Below are 16619 nucleotides of genomic sequence, written 5' to 3' on the forward strand. Positions count from 1 at the left end.
AATTTGTCCATTGACTCCATTATAAGATCGAATATTCTCTTATCATGGAAACTCAATTCGACCCCCTTGAACCCGCCATCGCCATGCGTCTGAAGCTTCTGCGTGAGCAAAGTGGGCTGACGCTGGACGGACTTGCGACAATGTCCGGCGTGAGCCGTGCCATGATATCGCGCATTGAGCGGGGCGAGGCGAGCCCTACCGCATCGCTGCTTGCCCGCATTTGTGCGGCTCTCGGCCTCTCGCTATCGCAGTTCTTCGCCGAGAATGAGACACGGTCCTCACCGTTGGTAAGACACGGTGATCAGCCGACCTGGAAAGACCCCGAGACCGGTTATGTCCGTCGCGCGATTTCCCCGCCGCGTATGGGCTCCGATGTCGATATCGTCGAGGTCTCGCTGCCCGCGTCGGCCCGCGTCAGCTTCCCACCCCATCCCGCCAGCAAGGGCATGACGCAATATGTCTGGCTGTTCGAAGGCGAACTTACCATGGAGCTTGGCGAGCAGACTTACCAGCTGGCGCCGGGTGATTGCCTGTTCATGCCCGTGGGCGAGGGTCACATTTTTCACAATCCATCCGACATCCCGGCACGCTACGCCGTAGTGCTGGATCAGAGAAAGCGCATATGATGGAAGAACCTATTGTAACGGTCCGACTTCTCGATCGTCAGCAGACGCTCGATGCCTTGCCAGAGCTTTGCGAAGTCCTGTCAGACTGCGTCAATGGCGGAGCCTCGGTCGGCTTCATGCTGCCTTTTGGGCCAGACGACGCGCGCGGCTTCTGGCAGGATGTTGCGGAAGCAGTGGGTCGTGGCACGACACTCCATGCGGTGGCGGAACGAGATGGAGAGGTGGTCGGCACCGTCCAGGTGGGTCTTGCCACCAAGCCCAACCAGCCTCACCGCGGCGATGTGATGAAACTGTTGATCCATCGAAAGGCGCGGGGGCTCGGTCTCTCACGCAGGCTGATGGCGAAAGTGGAGGAAGAAGCGACACGTCTCGGACGGAGGCTCCTCGTGCTGGATACAGCAACAGGCAGCGAGGCGGAAGCGATCTATCCACGCTTCGGCTGGCAGCGCGTCGGAGTCATTCCCTATTTCACGCTCTTTCCAGACGGTCGGTACTGCGGAACGACGTTCTTCTACAAACGCATAGGTCCGGCCGAATGACCGGACCTATGTTGGAGGCGCGGCTCTTCGAGATCAGGCTGCGTAACGGGTGGCAGCGCTGTCCTTCGTCAAGCGGAACTGCTGCAGCAATTGCAGCAACTGATCTGTTTCGGTGTTGAGTTGCTGTGTCGCTGCACTCGTTTCTTCCACCATGGCGGCGTTTTGCTGGGTAAGAACGTCGACCTCTCCAACTGAGCCGTTGATCTGTTGGAGTACGACCGCCTGATCCTGTGTCGCCTGGGTGATCTGGTGCACCTGATCGCTGACCTTGGAGATCTGAACGCCGATTTCCGCCAGGGCTTCGCCTGTCTGGTTCACGAGGTCCGAACCTGCCGAAACCTCTTGTGTCGAGACGGCAACCAGTTGGCGGATTTCCTTGGCGGCAGAAGCAGAACGCTGCGCCAGTTCGCGCACTTCATGGGCGACGACCGCAAATCCCTTGCCAGCTTCGCCCGCACGGGCCGCTTCCACACCGGCATTCAATGCCAGCAGATTGGTCTGGAAGGAGATGGAGTCGATCACCTCGATGATGTTGCCGATCGTCTGTGAGGCTGCCTCGATGCGCTCCATGGCCGCAACCGCGTTTCTGACGATCATCAGGGATTCATCGGTATGGCGGCGCGTGTTGTCGACGATGCTATTGGCCTGACGAGCACGCTCCACCGCATTGCGCATATTGGAGTTGACCTCATCGACGGCTGCCGCGGTTTCTTCCAGCGAAGCGGCCTGGCGCTCGGTGCGTCGGGACAGATCGAGCGTGGACGCTGACATCTGCTGCACATTGATGCGGATGGTTCCAACATTATCCTGGATGCCGCCGATCGTCTGGCGCAGCCGCTGCATGGACTGGTTGAAGTCGACGCGCAACTGTTCCAAATGGCCGGTAAAAGGCGTATCGATCGTGGTGGAAATGTCTCCAGAGGACAGTCGCTCCAGGCCATCGCCCAACGCTGAGACCGCGAACTGAATCTGACGGTCGAGCTCTCTGCGCTCCGCTTCGTTCATCTGCCGTTCCGCGTCGGCTGCGGCACGCTGTTCTTCCGTCTGCGCTTCGAGACGCAGACGCTGCGCGGCGTTCTCCTTGAAGACTTCCAATGCACGCGCCATGTCGCCAATCTCGTCATGACGGGTGTTGCCGCTCAGCGGCACGTTGACGTCGCCGGTGGCGAGACGCTTCATGGCGCTGACGATCGTCAGGATCGGGCCCTTGAAGGTCATGACCAGACCGATGCCGGCGAAAATCGCGATCAGGATGCCGGTGAGCATGGCGGAAATCGAGATGCCATTGGCTTTGCTGCGCTCGCTATCTGCCGCAAGACGCTGGGACTCTGCAAAGCCTGTAAGCTGCTCCCAGATATGGCCGATCTCTTCCGTTGCCTTGGCGAAGGCCGCCTTGCGCTGGTTGAACATGGCCAGGAGATCGACGGCGTTCTTGTCGAGTTTTGTAGAAAGTGCATCGATCAGGGTGCCGCTTTTGATCGCGCTTTCGGACATCGTCTTGTCGGACATGACCGCACCCGCCGAGACGCTCAGACGGAAAGCCATATCGCGGAACCGTTCCAGCCCGTCCTTTGTCGGGGCTGCGGCAAAACCCGCCATCTCAAGCTGCAGGTTTTTGGCGTCGTCAGCGATCTGGCGCGCCATCGTCAGGAAGTTCTCGGCGGGCTCGATCTTGCCGTCCAGTTGCCCGAACACCTCGGCGGCCTGGCGGGATTTAACCGTGGCAAAGCCCTGGAGGCGGATCGTTGCCGGGCGCATCATGTTGATCGCCTGATCGATGGTTCCGACCGTCATGTCGTTGACGACGCCGACATCGACCTGCTGGCGGATATGTTTCACATTTTCGGAAATCTGATCGATGACGAGCTTCTGGTCAGCAACCGCTATGGCCGAGAGCGACTTCGCCGTGGCCTCCAGCCCGCCGATCGCATCGCGAATGACCGCAATCTTTTCTTCTGGAACTGTCCGCTTGTTGAATTCGGTGACGACGGTGGCGATCAGCGTCGCGCCGCGAACCAGCCTGTCGGCTTCCCGCAACATGACCTTAGCCTTTGTCTCGTCGGTTTCAAGCGTGCTGCGGATGTTGGTGGCGTTTGCCAAAAGCCCGTTGAGTTCTTTCGTCGCGGCCGCCATATCGCCATTCATCTGCGAACGGAGCGCTTGCTCCTTCTGGTAGAAGGACCACAACTCATCCACCTGGACGCCGATCAGAGAGGTGCTTTTAATGGCGTCCTGAATGGCAGGATCGCTTCCGTCTCCCGTCATCTTGAGAAAGCTGATCTGATCATCGATCTGATGATGAAGAGTAGTGCGTGTCTCTTCCGTGGTGTTGTGAAGAAACGAGGTCATGCTTTCAAAGACCTGCTTGAAGCCGGTCAAGGACTGCAGGGTCGTGTTGGAAATATCCATGCGACCTTGAAGCAGCTTAGAGGTGTAAAGGCCCGATATTCCAACCGCAAGAATACTGAGAATGAATGGTGCGATAAAGACAATAACCTTTGTCTGGATCTTAAAACGTGCCAGAACTCTATCGATAAACATGCTGCCCCAAAGCCTCTATGATTTCTATGCCGTTGATTGTTATTGGTTTTCGGCAGAGGAGACTTTTTGCAATCAAGCTTTGAGAAAACGTTAAAAAGACCCCGTATTTCTTGCTGGTAACGGGGAGCGTGCGGGCCTGCCCATTAAATACGCTGATGCATTAATTGGCGATGCAGCGACTGGATGGTAACGGAGTCGATCGCGTTTATCATGCGCCGCACCACACAAAATGATGAGGCCTGCTCGCCACTCAGCCGGAGCCTGGGTTGATATCGTTATCGTCCTCATCCGGCAGCGAGCCTGCACCCGGCGTCTTGCTGTCGTCGGTCAGATGTTTTTTCGCGTGGGGACCTGCCGCTGGAATGTCTTCATTGCGCGTGGTCTTCTCGTCGGTCTCTTCGATGGTCTGACGTGCGTTCTTGTCTTCCATGGTTCAGGTCCCTCATCGCAATCTCATGTTTGTCGTCAAGGATCGAAACGCACGGGGAAAATACCAGTTCCCTCTCCAGATGGAGCACGGCGCTGCATCTCGATGATGCTTGCCCCGTTTGGGGAGACGACTGAGGGTGTCAGTCTTGAATCTTGCGCGCTTCTGAAATCAGCATGATTGGCACGCCGTCCCGGATCGGGTAGGCGAGCTTGGCGCGTTCGGAGATCAATTCGTGATGCTCGCGGTCATAGGTTAGCCTGCCCTTGGTCAAAGGGCAGACCAGCAGATCGAGGAGCTTCGGGTCAACCTTGCTCAGCTTTTCATCCATGGAGGTGGCTCATTGTAGGATCACACTACCTTCCGCGCCACCTTGAGCGAGCACGATCTCCATAATGGCGATCAGTGCGTCGGCGCGGGATTTCAGATCCGGGGCTTCCAGCAGTGCTTGCTTTTCCGCTGGCCCAAACGGGGACATCATCGACAGTGAGTTGACCAGCACGCGGTTGCCAGCACGCTCCACGCTATCCCAGTCTGCTTCCAACTGGTTCGACTCAAGAAAGTCGCGGAAAACGCGCAAGAGATTGGCGCGATCGATGTCTTCCTCTCCATCCTCACCCGATAGATCGGCAATGAATGGGGCCTGCTTGAACACGCGGTAAGGCGTCTTTTCCTCAAGCTCTTCCAGCAGCCTGAAACGACAAACACCCGTCAGCGACACAATGTAGCGGCCGTCACCTGTCTCGGAAAATGAGGTGATGCGACCGATGCAGCCGATGGGACTGAGCGCACCGCCCTCGGTTCCGGTTTCCGAAGCCTGCAGGGCGGGCTGGACCATGCCAATCAGTCGATGGCTTGCAATGGACGCATCGAACATCGCCAGATAGCGCGGCTCGAAGATGTTAAGCGGCAAGTGCCCTTCCGGTAGCAGCAAGGCACCTGACAAGGGGAAAACAGGAATGGTCTCGGGTAGATCGCTTTCTTTCAGATATCTCGCATTTCCGACGTGCATCGGAGGGATTCCTTATGTCTCATCGTTCCCGCTCCAGTCTAGATGAGGAGCGGGGCGGTAAAGCGCAAGACGGTTTTAGGAAAAGAGTATGGACGACAGCTTCCTGCGACCGGAAATGCTAGCGGGATCTTTAAAGCCCCAGGTCTCAAAAAATTCTACCAACTGCTTGCGCGCCGCGTCGTCTTCAAAGGTCCGATCCTTGCGCATGATGGTCAGCAACTCTTCGACAGCCTCGTCCCGTTTGCCTTGCGCATTCAGGATTTTGGCGAGCTTCAGCCTTGATGCGTGGTCATCCGGGTTGAGTTGCAGCGCCTGCAGCAAGGCAGAAGGATCGCCGAGCTTGCGGGCTTCTTCAAATTGCGCCAGCTTTTTCGATGCCGCCTGCACCGCTGCGTCCTTGGTGAGTTCCTCCGGCAAGGAAGACAGAAGCTCGCTGGCGCGCTCATATTGACCCACTGCGATCATGCACTCGGCAATGCCCGCAACAGCTGCGGCATTTTCGGGATCGGCCTGCATGACGGCGCCGAAGAGTTGGGCGGCATTCTGGAAATCGCCGACCTCCAGCAGCTGTTTTGCCTCTGCGAGTGCTGCCTCGATTTCGGCCTTCTGATCATCGCCTCCCGGTCCTGCTAGCTTCTCGATGAATTGCAGGATCTGGCTTTCAGGAACGGCCCCCATGAAGCCATCGACCGGTCTGCCATCGACGAATGCAACGATCGCGGGAATAGACTGAATGCCGAGCTGGCCGGGAATGGCTGGGTGATCGTCAATGTTCAGCTTCACCAGCTTGACGCGTCCGCCCGCTTCATTGACCACTTTTTCCAGCACCGGCGTCAACTGTTTGCACGGGCCGCACCATGGCGCCCAGAAATCCACCAGCACAGGCTGGCGGCGCGATTCCTCCATTACGTCCTTGGAGAAATTCGCAGTCGTCGTATCCTTGACATAGGAGCCTTGAGAGCCGGATTGTCCGCCGCCGAAGCTTGCCGAACCCGTCATCTGACCTCCGAGCGAAGCTCCGTAAGGGTTATCCATTCCGCTCATATCTCGACTCCCATATCATCTCGTGCCGGTGCGATCATACCGCACAGATCGTAGTTTATTCCGTGACTTTCAAGATCAGCGGCGTGTGCCCCGTCGCCTCGAGGAAGCGCACGAGATCGTCACGGCCGATCGTCGTCGTCGCATCATTGGTCAGCGGGTGGCCGTTGATCAGGTCGTACGTCATCAAGTCGCTATCAAGCACGAAGGTCACTTGGTTGTCAGTATCATTGATGGCGCCGAACACGGTGACAGAGCCTGGAACGACGCCCAGATATTCCAGCATCTTTTCCGGCTTGCCGAAGGAGACCCTGCTGGCGGCATTGATGATCTTGTGCACCGCCTTCAGGTCCACCGTGGCGTTTTCTTCCACGGTCAGAACGAAATACTGATCTTTCTTGTCCTTGACGAAGAGGTTCTTCGTATGGCCGCCGGGGATCAGATCGCGTAGCGATTCCGATTCTGCTACAGTGAAGACCGGCTGATGCTGCGTGGTCGTGTGCTTGATGCCGAGGCCGTCGAGAAAGCTGAAAAGATCCTGCGCCGTTTTAGGGGAATGCTCTGCAACCATCACTGCGTGCCTCTGCCGAATTTCGTATGTATCTGACAATGTGAATAGGCCTGACACATCGCTTTTGCAATCCATTCCGCTTCCAAGCTCTCAAAAGATCAGCCTTTTCCGATGCTTGCGACGATTGACAAATTTTTCTCCCGGTTTTCGTCATTTCCCTGTTGCATTTGAAAATCGGTTGAGCGATATAGCGCCCGTCGCCGCAAGACGGCGCCCACGGTTCAGCGATCTACCCCGAACCGTTGGATTTTTGAGCGGGTGTAGCTCAGGGGTAGAGCACAACCTTGCCAAGGTTGGGGTCGAGGGTTCAAATCCCTTCGCCCGCTCCAAATCTCTCTCTATCAGAGTTTATCCTGCCATTTAACCATACACGATGGCGCATTGCGCGCTTGCGCCGTAAGCCATTGGTCGCGTGCTGGGAAAAGATATATCGCACTCTCCCTGCATTTATCTCTTGCATTTGAAAGTCGGTTGAGCGATATAGCGCCCGTTGCCGCAACACGGCGGCCCGCGGTTCAGCGATCTACCCCGAACCGTCGGACTTTGAGCGGGTGTAGCTCAGGGGTAGAGCACAACCTTGCCAAGGTTGGGGTCGAGGGTTCAAATCCCTTCGCCCGCTCCAAATTTTCCAAGCCCAGTCAGTGATGTGTTCTTCTTGCATAGCAGCCTACGTGATTGTCATGCGCGCTCATGTGGCATCCGCATCGTTTACCTGCTAAGGGAGCCGCTTTTCCACAACACTGGATTAGCATTGAGATGAAAAGACTGATTGGCTCCGTTTGCTTGGCATCATTGATGATGGTGCCAATGTCCGTGAAGGCCACGCCCGTCCTCGTTCTGGATGCCGATACCCATCAGGTACTTGTTCAGGAAGATGCCGGGGTTCCCTGGTATCCCGCATCGACAACCAAGTTGATGACGGCGTTTCTCACCTTCGAGGCGCTGCGTGCTGGTGAGATTTCGCTGTCGACGCCTGTCACCATGACGAAGAAATCCGTCAGTGAAGCGTTTCTGGAGTCCGGTCTCTCTCAAGGCCAGGCCATGACATTGGAGGACGCTCTTTATGCCATGATCGTTGCTTCCGCCAACGATGTTGCGATGGCCGTTGCGGAGAGGGTCGGCCATGGTGAGGCACCCTTCGTCGAGAAGATGAACGATGCGGCCAAGCGTCTCGGCATGACGGGGACGCATTTTTCCAATCCGAACGGACTGTTCGATAAGAACAATTATACCACCGCACGCGATCTCGCGATCCTGGGGCTTGCCATCGAGCAGCAGTTTCCGCAGTTCCAGAACTTTTTCCAGGTCTCTGCCGTATCGATCAACGGCAAGGAAATCCCGTCCAACAATCTGCTCCTGACCCGCTACCGCGGCACGACCGGTCTCAAGACCGGTTTTCTGTGCGCGTCTGGACGCAACTTCGTCGGCGTGGCAAAGCGCGACAACCGCAGCCTCATGGTCGTGGTGCTGGGCGCGACCACCGAGCGCGAGCGCAACGAACGATCTGCAAAATATCTGGACGAGGGCTTCGACGGACGACTTTCCCCGAGCTTCGGCACTGTGGAGTCGATCGCGAACAGGCCTGAGGTGAAGCCGGAAGATATGAGGGTGCGGCTTTGCACCAATCAAAGCGTCAAGTATGAAGCATCGCGTGAGGCCATGTATCCAATGGGCCTCCCAGGCCAGCCGAGCTATCTCAATGACGAGATACCTGGCATCGTTCATCGCATTACGACCTGGCAGAATGAAGCGGCTGCCGCTGATGTTCCGTTGCCATCTCCCCGACCGGCCGAGAACAACGCACCGCGGAACTAACGCTCCATGAGCTAAACCATGCTGCGGCTCCGTCAGGCGACGGCCGCAGCCTCCGTGCGGATCTGCTGGTCCAGGAAGGGCTGAACATCGATGGCTTTCAGCGGGCGCGAGTAGATGTAGCCCTGGATCAGGTTGCAGCCCATATCGGTCAGCATATTGAGCTGATCTTCCGTCTCCACGCCTTCGACGACACAATCGAGAGACAAATCGCGCGACAGTGAGCTGACCGACCGGACGATCTTCTGACTGGCCTCACTGTCGATCAGGTCGCGAACGAAGCTGGCATCGACCTTGATCTTGTCAAGCGGCAGGCGCTGGATTTGGCTGAGACTCGAATAGCCGGTTCCGAAGTCATCAAGGGAAATGCGGGCGCCTGTGGCTTTGAGTGCATTGAGGCTGGCGATGGCCTGGTCCAGATTCATCATCAAGGCGGTTTCCGTCACCTCGAACTCGACCCTGCGCGCAGATACGCCGCTCTCCTCCAAGATCGAGATGAGACCAAGGATTTTATCCGGAGCGGTGATGTCGTGACCAGAAAGATTGAAGGAAATCCCGACCGTGTCCGGCCAGTTCCGCACCGCGTCCAAGGCCTTGCGCAGTAAGATTGGGGTCAAGGTAGAGATCAGACCAGACTGCTCCGCGACCGGAATGAACCGCGCGGGTGAGACGAGACCGAGGGCCGGATTTTGCCAGCGGGCAAGGCATTCAAGCAGGATGGTCTCATTGCGACCGGAATCGACGATCGGCTGGAAGGTCAGGAACAATTCCTGTTCGAGGTCTGCCGCGCGCAGGCTGCGCTCGATCAAGGCGGCTTCGCGCACTGTTTCCTCGTGTTCGGAACTGAACAGAACGGTTTGCTGCTTGCCGGTCTTCTTCGCGTGAAAGAGCGCGTAGTCGGCCCTGTCATAGAGTTCCGTGGCTGTCGTTCCAGCCTGCGGAAAGGTGGAAAATCCAACTGAGCAGCCGAGTGACAAGCGCAGGTCTTCGACGAAGATCGGTGCTTTCACAGCCTCGATCAATCCGTCCCCAAGGCTGACCAGCCTTTCACGATCGCTTTCACCGCGCATAAAGAAGGCAAACTCGTCGCCGCCCAGTCGATAAACCTCGGCATGAGACGACAGGATGTCCTGCAAGCGTTGCGCCATGGCTTTCAGCAGCCGGTCGCCGACGAGGTGGCCATTGCTGTCGTTAATGGCCTTGAATCCGTCGAGATCCACGATGGCAAGCGCCAGAGGTTTGTCTGCTTTGCGCGCGTGATCGAGGGCCTGCTCCAGATCACGGAAAAAGCGGCGTCTGTTGCCGATTTCGGTCAGCATGTCGGTATTGGCAATGCGAAAGTTGTCGTCGCTGAGCGCCTCGATTTCCCGTGTCTTGGCCTCTATCGAAAGCCGCGACGAGACAAGACTGGTGAAGTCGCGATAATAGCCCTGAGCGACATAGGCGAGACCCGCAACGCCGCCGACCAGAAGAACGACGATGCCAATCAGCGTAGAGCCTGAATGGGCGCCGATATAGAGCATGCCGAGAACACAAAATGTGGCCGACAGAATGGAGGAGGTGCGCAGGTGCAAGAGACCAAACAGCAGGAAGACCATCTGTCCGCCCATGCAAAGCGCCAAGAGCAGGAGGGACTCACCCGTTCCCCAATGGGAAAGCCACACCTGCCAGGCGACAATCAATGCCATCCAGACGGTGATTTCGATGCCGAGAATTCGGACAGCTCGCGTGCATTCCTCCGATGGCGGAATAACGTCGCGTTTGCGATACCAGAGATAAGCCCAGATCAGCGACTTCGGCACCAGCACCACCGGTAGAGTGCCCCACGCCCACCAGGGCGCTTCAGCGGAATAAACGAGGGCCACGGCAACAATGTCAGCGCACAGTGCGATGTACAGAGCCGGCCAAGTTCTGGCCAGGGCATGGTATCGCGCCTGTTCTACAGTCCGTGCATTTGCAAAGCTGTCGCTCATCTCACTATCCGCATGTTGATCGTTGATGGTGAGACTGTTAACGCAGAAGAGTAAAGCCCAGTCTTACGATCGAAGTTAATGCTTCATAACTGTTTTCTGTCGAAAATATGCTTGAATTGAACTGGATGTTCCACATCCAACAGCAGGCGCCTGTTGAGGTTCAGGCGAGTCACTTGGACGGCTCCCAAGTTAAGATCTTCTCCTTGTTTTAATGCGAAGCTCTAATTTTGTGGCGCGCTTGGATACATGCCACTGGTGCGAAATTCGCTCGGATTGGTGCCGTAAAGCCTGCGGAACACCTTTGAGAAGTAGTTCGGGTCGTCAAAGCCGCAGAGAACTGAAACTTCCTTGATCGGTATGTTTGCCGCCGTGGTCAGAAGCTTTGCCGCACGGCGAAGTCGCCGCTGCAATACGAATTCTGCCGGCGGAACGCCTTCATTGGCGGTGAAGATTCGTGAGAAATGCGCGCGGCTAAGCCCAGCCACAGCAGCCAGATCGTTGACCGACAAGCGCTCATTCAAATGTCCGTCGATGTAGCTCAGCACCTGCTGCATGGTACGGTACTCGCCGCCGAAGGAGGCATGAGAGCCGAAGACATCGTCGTAAAGTGTCATGGCGGCTTCATAGGCGGCTGCGGAGGCGGCGCCTGGCGTTTCGGCGCCGTTGACGAGGCGGGAACAGCACTCCGCCAAGTGATCGATGGTCTGCGGCTGAAGTTTGAGGATCGGTCCCGTCACTGCGAGGATGTTGCGGTGGATGCGCAAGGCTTCTTCGCCGTTCATGGAAATCCAGAAAAACTCCCACTCCTGGTCATGGTCCAGCCAATAACGATGATTGTGAGGAACGAGGACCAGAAGAGTTTCGCCGGGCTTGACGACGTAATGACGATTTTCATAGCGCAGATTGCCGGCACCGCTGATACAATGTTGCAGGACCGTGAATGGCGTCTGCCCGCGCTTTCTTCCATCCCAATCGTAGTTGCCGCCATGACGGATTTCATAGCCGCTACTCGTGGGCATTGTGTGAAGCGTCTGGCGCCCTCGCGGCAGGGATACAGCACGCATGCAAGGGCCTTGGTCGATTAAATCCTGTAGCACAAAATTACCCATTAAAGCATAATCCTTCTCTGGCATTGGCCAACTTTATACGCATAATCGCCCGCAGAGGAGACAGCCAGCAGGATTTTTTATAAAGATAACGTCAATAATTCTGATTTTCCAATGAGATGGAAGGTCATCTGAGTTTTTGTGACGCGAGAATCCTTTGGCCCGTTTCACCCTTTCTATTCGAAAAAGAGGTGGCGTTATGAGTTTCAAAATCGCTATAATCGGGGCGGGGAGCGTGGGCTTCACAAAAAAGCTCTTCACCGATGTTTTGTGCGTACCGGAATTTCACGATATCGAGGTGGCGCTGACGGATATCAGCCAGCACAATCTCGATATGATCAAGGCCATTCTCGACAAGATTGTTGAAGCCAACCGCCTCAAGGTCAAGGTCACCGCGCACACCGATCGTAAACGTGCGCTGGAAGGCGCCAAGTACATCATCAGCTGCGTGCGCGTCGGTGGTCTGGAAGCCTATGCCGAGGATATTCGCATTCCGCTCAAATACGGTATCGACCAGTGTGTCGGCGATACGATCTGCGCAGGCGGCATTCTCTATGGCCAGCGCAATATTCCCGTCATTCTCGATTTCTGCCGCGACATCCGCGAAGTGGCCGCTCCGAATGCGAAGTTCCTGAACTACGCCAACCCGATGGCAATGAATACATGGGCGGCCATCGAATATGGCAAGGTCGATACTGTGGGTCTTTGCCACGGGGTCCAGCATGGCGCCGAACAGATTGCCGAAGTTCTGGGCGCAAAATCGCTTTCCGAACTCGACTACATCTGCTCCGGTATCAATCACCAGACATGGTTTGTCGACCTGCGACTCAATGGTCGCAAGATCGGCAAGGAGGAGCTGATTTCTGCCTTTGAAGCCCATCCGGTTTTCTCGCAGCAGGAAAAGCTTCGCATCGACGTCTTGAAGCGGTTCGGCGTCTATTCCACCGAAAGCAACGGGCATCTGTCCGAATATCTGCCCTGGTATCGCAAGCGGCCGGAAGAAATCTCCCGCTGGATCGACATGTCGGATTGGATCCATGGCGAGACCGGCGGTTACCTCCGTTATTCGACGGAAACGCGAAACTGGTTCGAAACCGAATTCCCACAGTTCCTGGCAGCAGCCGATAAGCCGATCGATCCGGCCGAGCGTTCGAATGAACATGCCAGCCATATTCTGGAGGCGCTGGAAACCGGACGTGTCTATCGCGGCCACTTCAACGTCAAGAACAATGGAGTCATCAGCAATCTGCCTTCGGATGCGATCATCGAATCGCCCGGCTTCGTCGATCGTTTTGGCATCAACATGGTCTCGGGGATCACCCTGCCGGAAGCCTGTGCAGCGACCTGTATGGCATCGATCAATGTTCAGCGCATGTCGGTGCATGCGGCGGTGACCGGCGATATCGACCTCTTGAAGCTTGCGGTGCTGCACGACCCGCTGGTGGGCGCGGTGTCCACGCCGGAAGAGGTTTGGCAGATGGTCGACGAAATGGTGGTGGCGCAGGCTCAGTGGCTGCCCCAGTATGCCGATGCCGTTCCGGCAGCCCGCGAGCGTCTGAAGAACGCGACCGTCAAGACCCGCGAATGGGAAGGGTCAGCGCGTCGCGCCGTTCGCTCCATCGAGGAGCTGCGGGCCATCAAGCAGGCGAGCTGATCGAAGCAGAGAGATCAAGGCGGCCCTGAGGAGGGCTGTCGATAAGACCGGGCGGGAGGCCCGGTTGAACGAGCGATGACGGGTATACTCCGTTGTTCAAAAAAAGGGGAGTGAGGATGACAAACCGATATCTTGTGAAAACGGCCGCCCTTCTAGTTGGCGTGTCCGCCTTGGCATACGGCGCCATGGCGTCGGAACTGACCGTCGTGCCGCAGCCGCCGGATTTCCCGGCGCAGACCAAAGTGCAATATGTGGATGGCTCGGCCATCCTCGAGTACAAAGCACTACCGGAATATCATGAGCCAGAATGGGTGACGAAGCAGTTCGTCGACCAGAAGAAGCTGCCTCCGGTCAAGGATCGCCTGCCGAAGGAGCCAATGGTCTACAAGACCGGAAACATGCCGGATGGCGTGGGCGTTTACGGCGACACGCTGCGCCACGTCATCGGCGGTCGTCCGGAAGGCTGGAATTACTGGGCCGGTCAGAACCAGGGCTGGGGCGGCATCGATATCGGTCTCTTCGAGTGCCTGACGCGCACCGGCCCGCTCTTCCAGGTGAAGGCCGAAGACCTCCAGCCGCTTCCGAACCTTGCCAAAAGCTGGGAGTGGTCCAAGGACGGCCATAAGCTGACCATGAAGCTTATCGAGGGTGCGAAGTGGTCCGACGGTCAGGACTTCACTTCCGACGATGTGATGTTCTACTGGGACGACAACGTCCTCGACCCGAACGTCTCGCCGCTGAATGGTGCGACCCAGGAAACCTTCGGCGCAGGCACGACGCTGAAAGCCATCGGCAAATACACGATCGAATGGACCTTTAAGGACGCGTTTCCCAAGCAGTTCATCTACAACATGGCCTATGGCACCTTCTGCCCCGGTCCCGCCCATGTGCTGAAGCCGCAGCATCCGAAGTATTCGAAGAACACCTACGACCAGTACAAGAACGCGTTCCCGCCGAGCTACATGAACTTCCCGGTCATGGGCGCGTGGGTTCCGGTCGAGTACCGCCCGGATGACATCATCGTCATGCGTCGCAATCCCTACTACTGGAAGGTCGACGAAAAGGGCAACCAGCTGCCTTATCTGGACGAAACACACTACAAGCTTTCGACCTGGGCCGACCGTGACGTTCAGGCGGTTGCGGGTTCCGGCGACATTTCCAACTTGGAGCAGCCGGAAAACTTCGTGGAGTCGCTGAAGCGCTCCGCTCAGAAGGACGCTCCTGCGAGATTGGCCTTCGGACCGCGTCTGATCGGCTACAATATCGAGATGAACTTCTCCGCCAACGGCTGGGGCGATCCGGATGCCCGCCAGCAAGCCATTCGCGAGCTGAACCGTAACGAGCATTTCCGTCGCGCCATCACCATGGCGACCAACCGCAAGGAACTGGGCGATTCCCTCGTCAAGGGTCCGTTCGTCGCGACCTATGCCGGTGGTATTCTCTCCGGCTCGAACTTCTACGATCGTCAGTCGACCTTCTACTATCCCTTCGATCTCGAAGGCGCCAAGAAGGAGCTTGCTGCGGCCGGTCTGAAGGACACCGATGGCAACGGCATCGTCAACTTCCCGGCAGGCACTGTCGGCGGCAGGGATGTCGAAATCTCGATGCTCGTCAGCAACGACTACACGACCGACAAAAGCCTTGCCGAAGGCGTCATCGCGCAGATGCAGAAGCTTGGCATCCGTGTGGTGCTGAACGCTCAGGCCAGCAAGGATCGCGATGCGGCAAACTTCGGTGGTAAGTTCGATTGGTCGCTTCACCGCACCCAGGCGGAACTTGCTTCCGTCGTGCAGAACACGCCGCAGCTCGCTCCCACCGGCCCGCGCACCAGCTGGTTCCACCGCGCCAACAACAAGAATGAGCTCGACCTGATGCCATTCGAGAAGGAGCTTGCTGATACGATCAACAAGTTCGTCATTTCGAGCGACCCGAAGGAGCAGGCTGAGCTGATCAAGCAGTATCAGAAAATCTACACCACCAACGTCAACACGGTCGGTCTTGTGGAATATCCCGGTGCTCTGATCATTAACAAGCGCTTCAAGAACGTGCCGAACGGGACGCCGATCTACATGTTCAACTGGGCCGAAGACTCGATCATCCGCGAACGTCTCTATGTTCCGGCAGCCGATCAGGGTGACTACCAGCTCTTCAAGGACACGTTGCCCGGCAAGCCCGGTGGCGAAGGTCCGCAGAAGTAAGCGTATCTCCCGGCTCTGCGTCCCGCGGCATGAGGCGGGGCGTGGAACCCAAGAGGTGGCGGTTTGAGGCCGAGAGGTCGGGAACCGCCACCGTCCCTCTGAGGAGAAGTTCTTATGTTGAGGTTTCTGGTTACCCGCCTTCTGTCCGCAATTCCGTTGCTTCTGATCCTGAGCATCGTGACATTCGCGATCATCCAGGCGCCGCCCGGCAACTATGCAGATTATATCCGGTCGCAGCTCATGAATCTCGGAGGCGCTTCCTTCGAGCAGGCGGATGCTCAGGCAAAGGCCTATGCCGTCGCTCATGGTCTCGATAAGCCTCTGGTCATTCAGTATTTCAACTGGATCTGGAACATGGTGGCGAAGGGCGACTTCGGTTACAGCATGTTTTATAACCGGCCCGTGGGTGAGATCGTTGCCGAACGTTTGCCGCGAACGCTGATCCTCGCGCTGGTCTGCCATATCTTTGCGTCCATCCTCGGTATTACCTTCGGCATCCTCGCCGCCACGCGCCAATATAGCTGGGTCGATACGATCCTCTCCGGCATCGCCTTCCTCGGCATGACCATTCCACGTTTTCTGATGGCGCTGATCATGGTCTATCTCCTGGTCTTCCATTTCAACATCAGCGAAATCGGCAACTTCTTCTCGCCCCGTTATGGCGGCGCGCCCTGGTCCTGGGACAAGTTCGTCGATCTGGTGAAGCATGTCTGGCCGGTGGTCGCCATCGCCACCTTTGGCGGGCTCGCCTACAATATGCGCGTCATGCGCGGCAATCTGCTCGATACTCTCAACGCGCAATATATCGAGACGGCACGAGCCAAGGGCCTGCGTGAGAGCGCGGTCGTCATGCGCCACGCCGTGCCCAATGCGCTGCATCCGCTCATCATGTATCAGGGTGTGGTTCTGCCCTACATGCTGACCGGCGAAATCGAGGTGGCGATCATCTTCGCGCTGCCGACCGTCGGACCTGCCATTGTTGGCTCCATGCATGTGGGCGACGTCTACGTGACGGCAACCTTCATGCTCGTGCTGGCCGCCACGCTGATCATCGGCAACATCATCGCCGATATGCTGCTGGCAGCCCTTGATCCACGCGTCAGACTGGGAGGAGCGTGA

14 protein-coding genes and 2 tRNA genes are annotated in these 16619 nt (G+C 57.1%); 8 read left to right on the forward strand and 8 right to left on the reverse strand.

Annotated elements, in window-relative coordinates; all coding sequences use genetic code 11:
- The first annotated feature begins 44 nt into the window (after window positions 1–44).
- Together QE435_RS04870 and QE435_RS04875 are read left to right on the forward strand one after the other, a co-directional pair.
- A complete protein-coding gene (locus tag QE435_RS04870; RefSeq protein WP_349040455.1) occupies window positions 45–626 on the forward strand; it encodes an XRE family transcriptional regulator in 582 nt (193 codons plus the stop codon).
- A gap of 11 nt (window positions 627–637) precedes the next feature.
- The gene (locus QE435_RS04875; protein WP_349041133.1) at window positions 638–1165 is read left to right on the forward strand and encodes a GNAT family N-acetyltransferase; all 528 of its coding nucleotides are present in this window, start codon (window positions 638–640) and stop codon (window positions 1163–1165) included.
- A gap of 33 nt (window positions 1166–1198) precedes the next feature.
- On the opposite strand, the gene QE435_RS04880 is transcribed toward QE435_RS04875, so the two are convergent.
- The 6 genes from QE435_RS04880 to QE435_RS04905 form a co-directional block, all read right to left on the reverse strand.
- Window positions 1199–3706: a methyl-accepting chemotaxis protein gene (locus tag QE435_RS04880; RefSeq protein WP_349040456.1), complete on the reverse strand. Its 2508-nt coding sequence runs from the start codon at window positions 3704–3706 to the stop codon at window positions 1199–1201.
- A gap of 250 nt (window positions 3707–3956) precedes the next feature.
- Complete coding sequence (locus QE435_RS04885) at window positions 3957–4136, reverse strand: hypothetical protein (RefSeq protein ID WP_349040457.1); 180 nt, start codon at window positions 4134–4136, stop codon at window positions 3957–3959.
- Between the two features lie 139 nt (window positions 4137–4275).
- Window positions 4276–4464, reverse strand: a complete 189-nt coding sequence (locus tag QE435_RS04890) for a Trm112 family protein (RefSeq protein ID WP_306929153.1) — start codon at window positions 4462–4464, stop codon at window positions 4276–4278.
- 9 nt (window positions 4465–4473) lie between these two features.
- Window positions 4474–5145, reverse strand: coding sequence for an LON peptidase substrate-binding domain-containing protein (locus QE435_RS04895; protein WP_349040458.1), 672 nt, complete (start codon window positions 5143–5145; stop codon window positions 4474–4476).
- Between the two features lie 75 nt (window positions 5146–5220).
- Window positions 5221–6189 (reverse strand): thioredoxin, encoded by a 969-nt coding sequence (gene trxA, locus QE435_RS04900; RefSeq protein ID WP_349040459.1) that lies wholly within the window; start codon window positions 6187–6189, stop codon window positions 5221–5223.
- 55 nt (window positions 6190–6244) lie between these two features.
- On the reverse strand, window positions 6245–6757 hold the full coding sequence (locus QE435_RS04905; RefSeq protein WP_306930212.1) for a prolyl-tRNA synthetase associated domain-containing protein: 513 nt from the start codon (window positions 6755–6757) through the stop codon (window positions 6245–6247).
- Window positions 6758–7011: 254 nt separating this feature from the next.
- On the opposite strand from QE435_RS04905, the gene QE435_RS04910 reads away from it, so the two are divergent.
- From QE435_RS04910 to QE435_RS04920, 3 genes are all read left to right on the forward strand, one after another.
- Window positions 7012–7086 (forward strand) — tRNA-Gly (locus QE435_RS04910).
- A 218-nt stretch (window positions 7087–7304) separates the two neighbouring features.
- Window positions 7305–7379: transfer RNA gene (locus QE435_RS04915), tRNA-Gly, on the forward strand.
- 134 nt (window positions 7380–7513) lie between these two features.
- Complete coding sequence (locus QE435_RS04920) at window positions 7514–8572, forward strand: D-alanyl-D-alanine carboxypeptidase family protein (RefSeq protein WP_349040460.1); 1059 nt, start codon at window positions 7514–7516, stop codon at window positions 8570–8572.
- A gap of 32 nt (window positions 8573–8604) precedes the next feature.
- On the opposite strand, the gene QE435_RS04925 is transcribed toward QE435_RS04920, so the two are convergent.
- Together QE435_RS04925 and QE435_RS04930 are read right to left on the reverse strand one after the other, a co-directional pair.
- A complete protein-coding gene (locus QE435_RS04925; protein WP_349040461.1) occupies window positions 8605–10542 on the reverse strand; it encodes an EAL domain-containing protein in 1938 nt (645 codons plus the stop codon).
- Between the two features lie 221 nt (window positions 10543–10763).
- On the reverse strand, window positions 10764–11651 hold the full coding sequence (locus QE435_RS04930) for an AraC family transcriptional regulator (protein ID WP_306929164.1): 888 nt from the start codon (window positions 11649–11651) through the stop codon (window positions 10764–10766).
- Window positions 11652–11847: 196 nt separating this feature from the next.
- Here QE435_RS04930 and QE435_RS04935 point away from each other — a divergent pair, with 196 nt between their 5' ends.
- From QE435_RS04935 to QE435_RS04945, 3 genes are all read left to right on the forward strand, one after another.
- Complete coding sequence (locus tag QE435_RS04935; protein ID WP_349040462.1) at window positions 11848–13302, forward strand: alpha-glucosidase/alpha-galactosidase; 1455 nt, start codon at window positions 11848–11850, stop codon at window positions 13300–13302.
- A 116-nt stretch (window positions 13303–13418) separates the two neighbouring features.
- Window positions 13419–15500, forward strand: a complete 2082-nt coding sequence (locus QE435_RS04940) for an ABC transporter substrate-binding protein (protein ID WP_349040463.1) — start codon at window positions 13419–13421, stop codon at window positions 15498–15500.
- Window positions 15501–15614: 114 nt separating this feature from the next.
- Entirely contained in the window at window positions 15615–16619 is a 1005-nt protein-coding gene (locus QE435_RS04945; protein ID WP_309769810.1) for an ABC transporter permease, read from the forward strand.

This window comes from Agrobacterium sp. SORGH_AS 787 (assembly GCF_030819035.1).
GTDB lineage: Bacteria > Pseudomonadota > Alphaproteobacteria > Rhizobiales > Rhizobiaceae > Agrobacterium > Agrobacterium larrymoorei_B.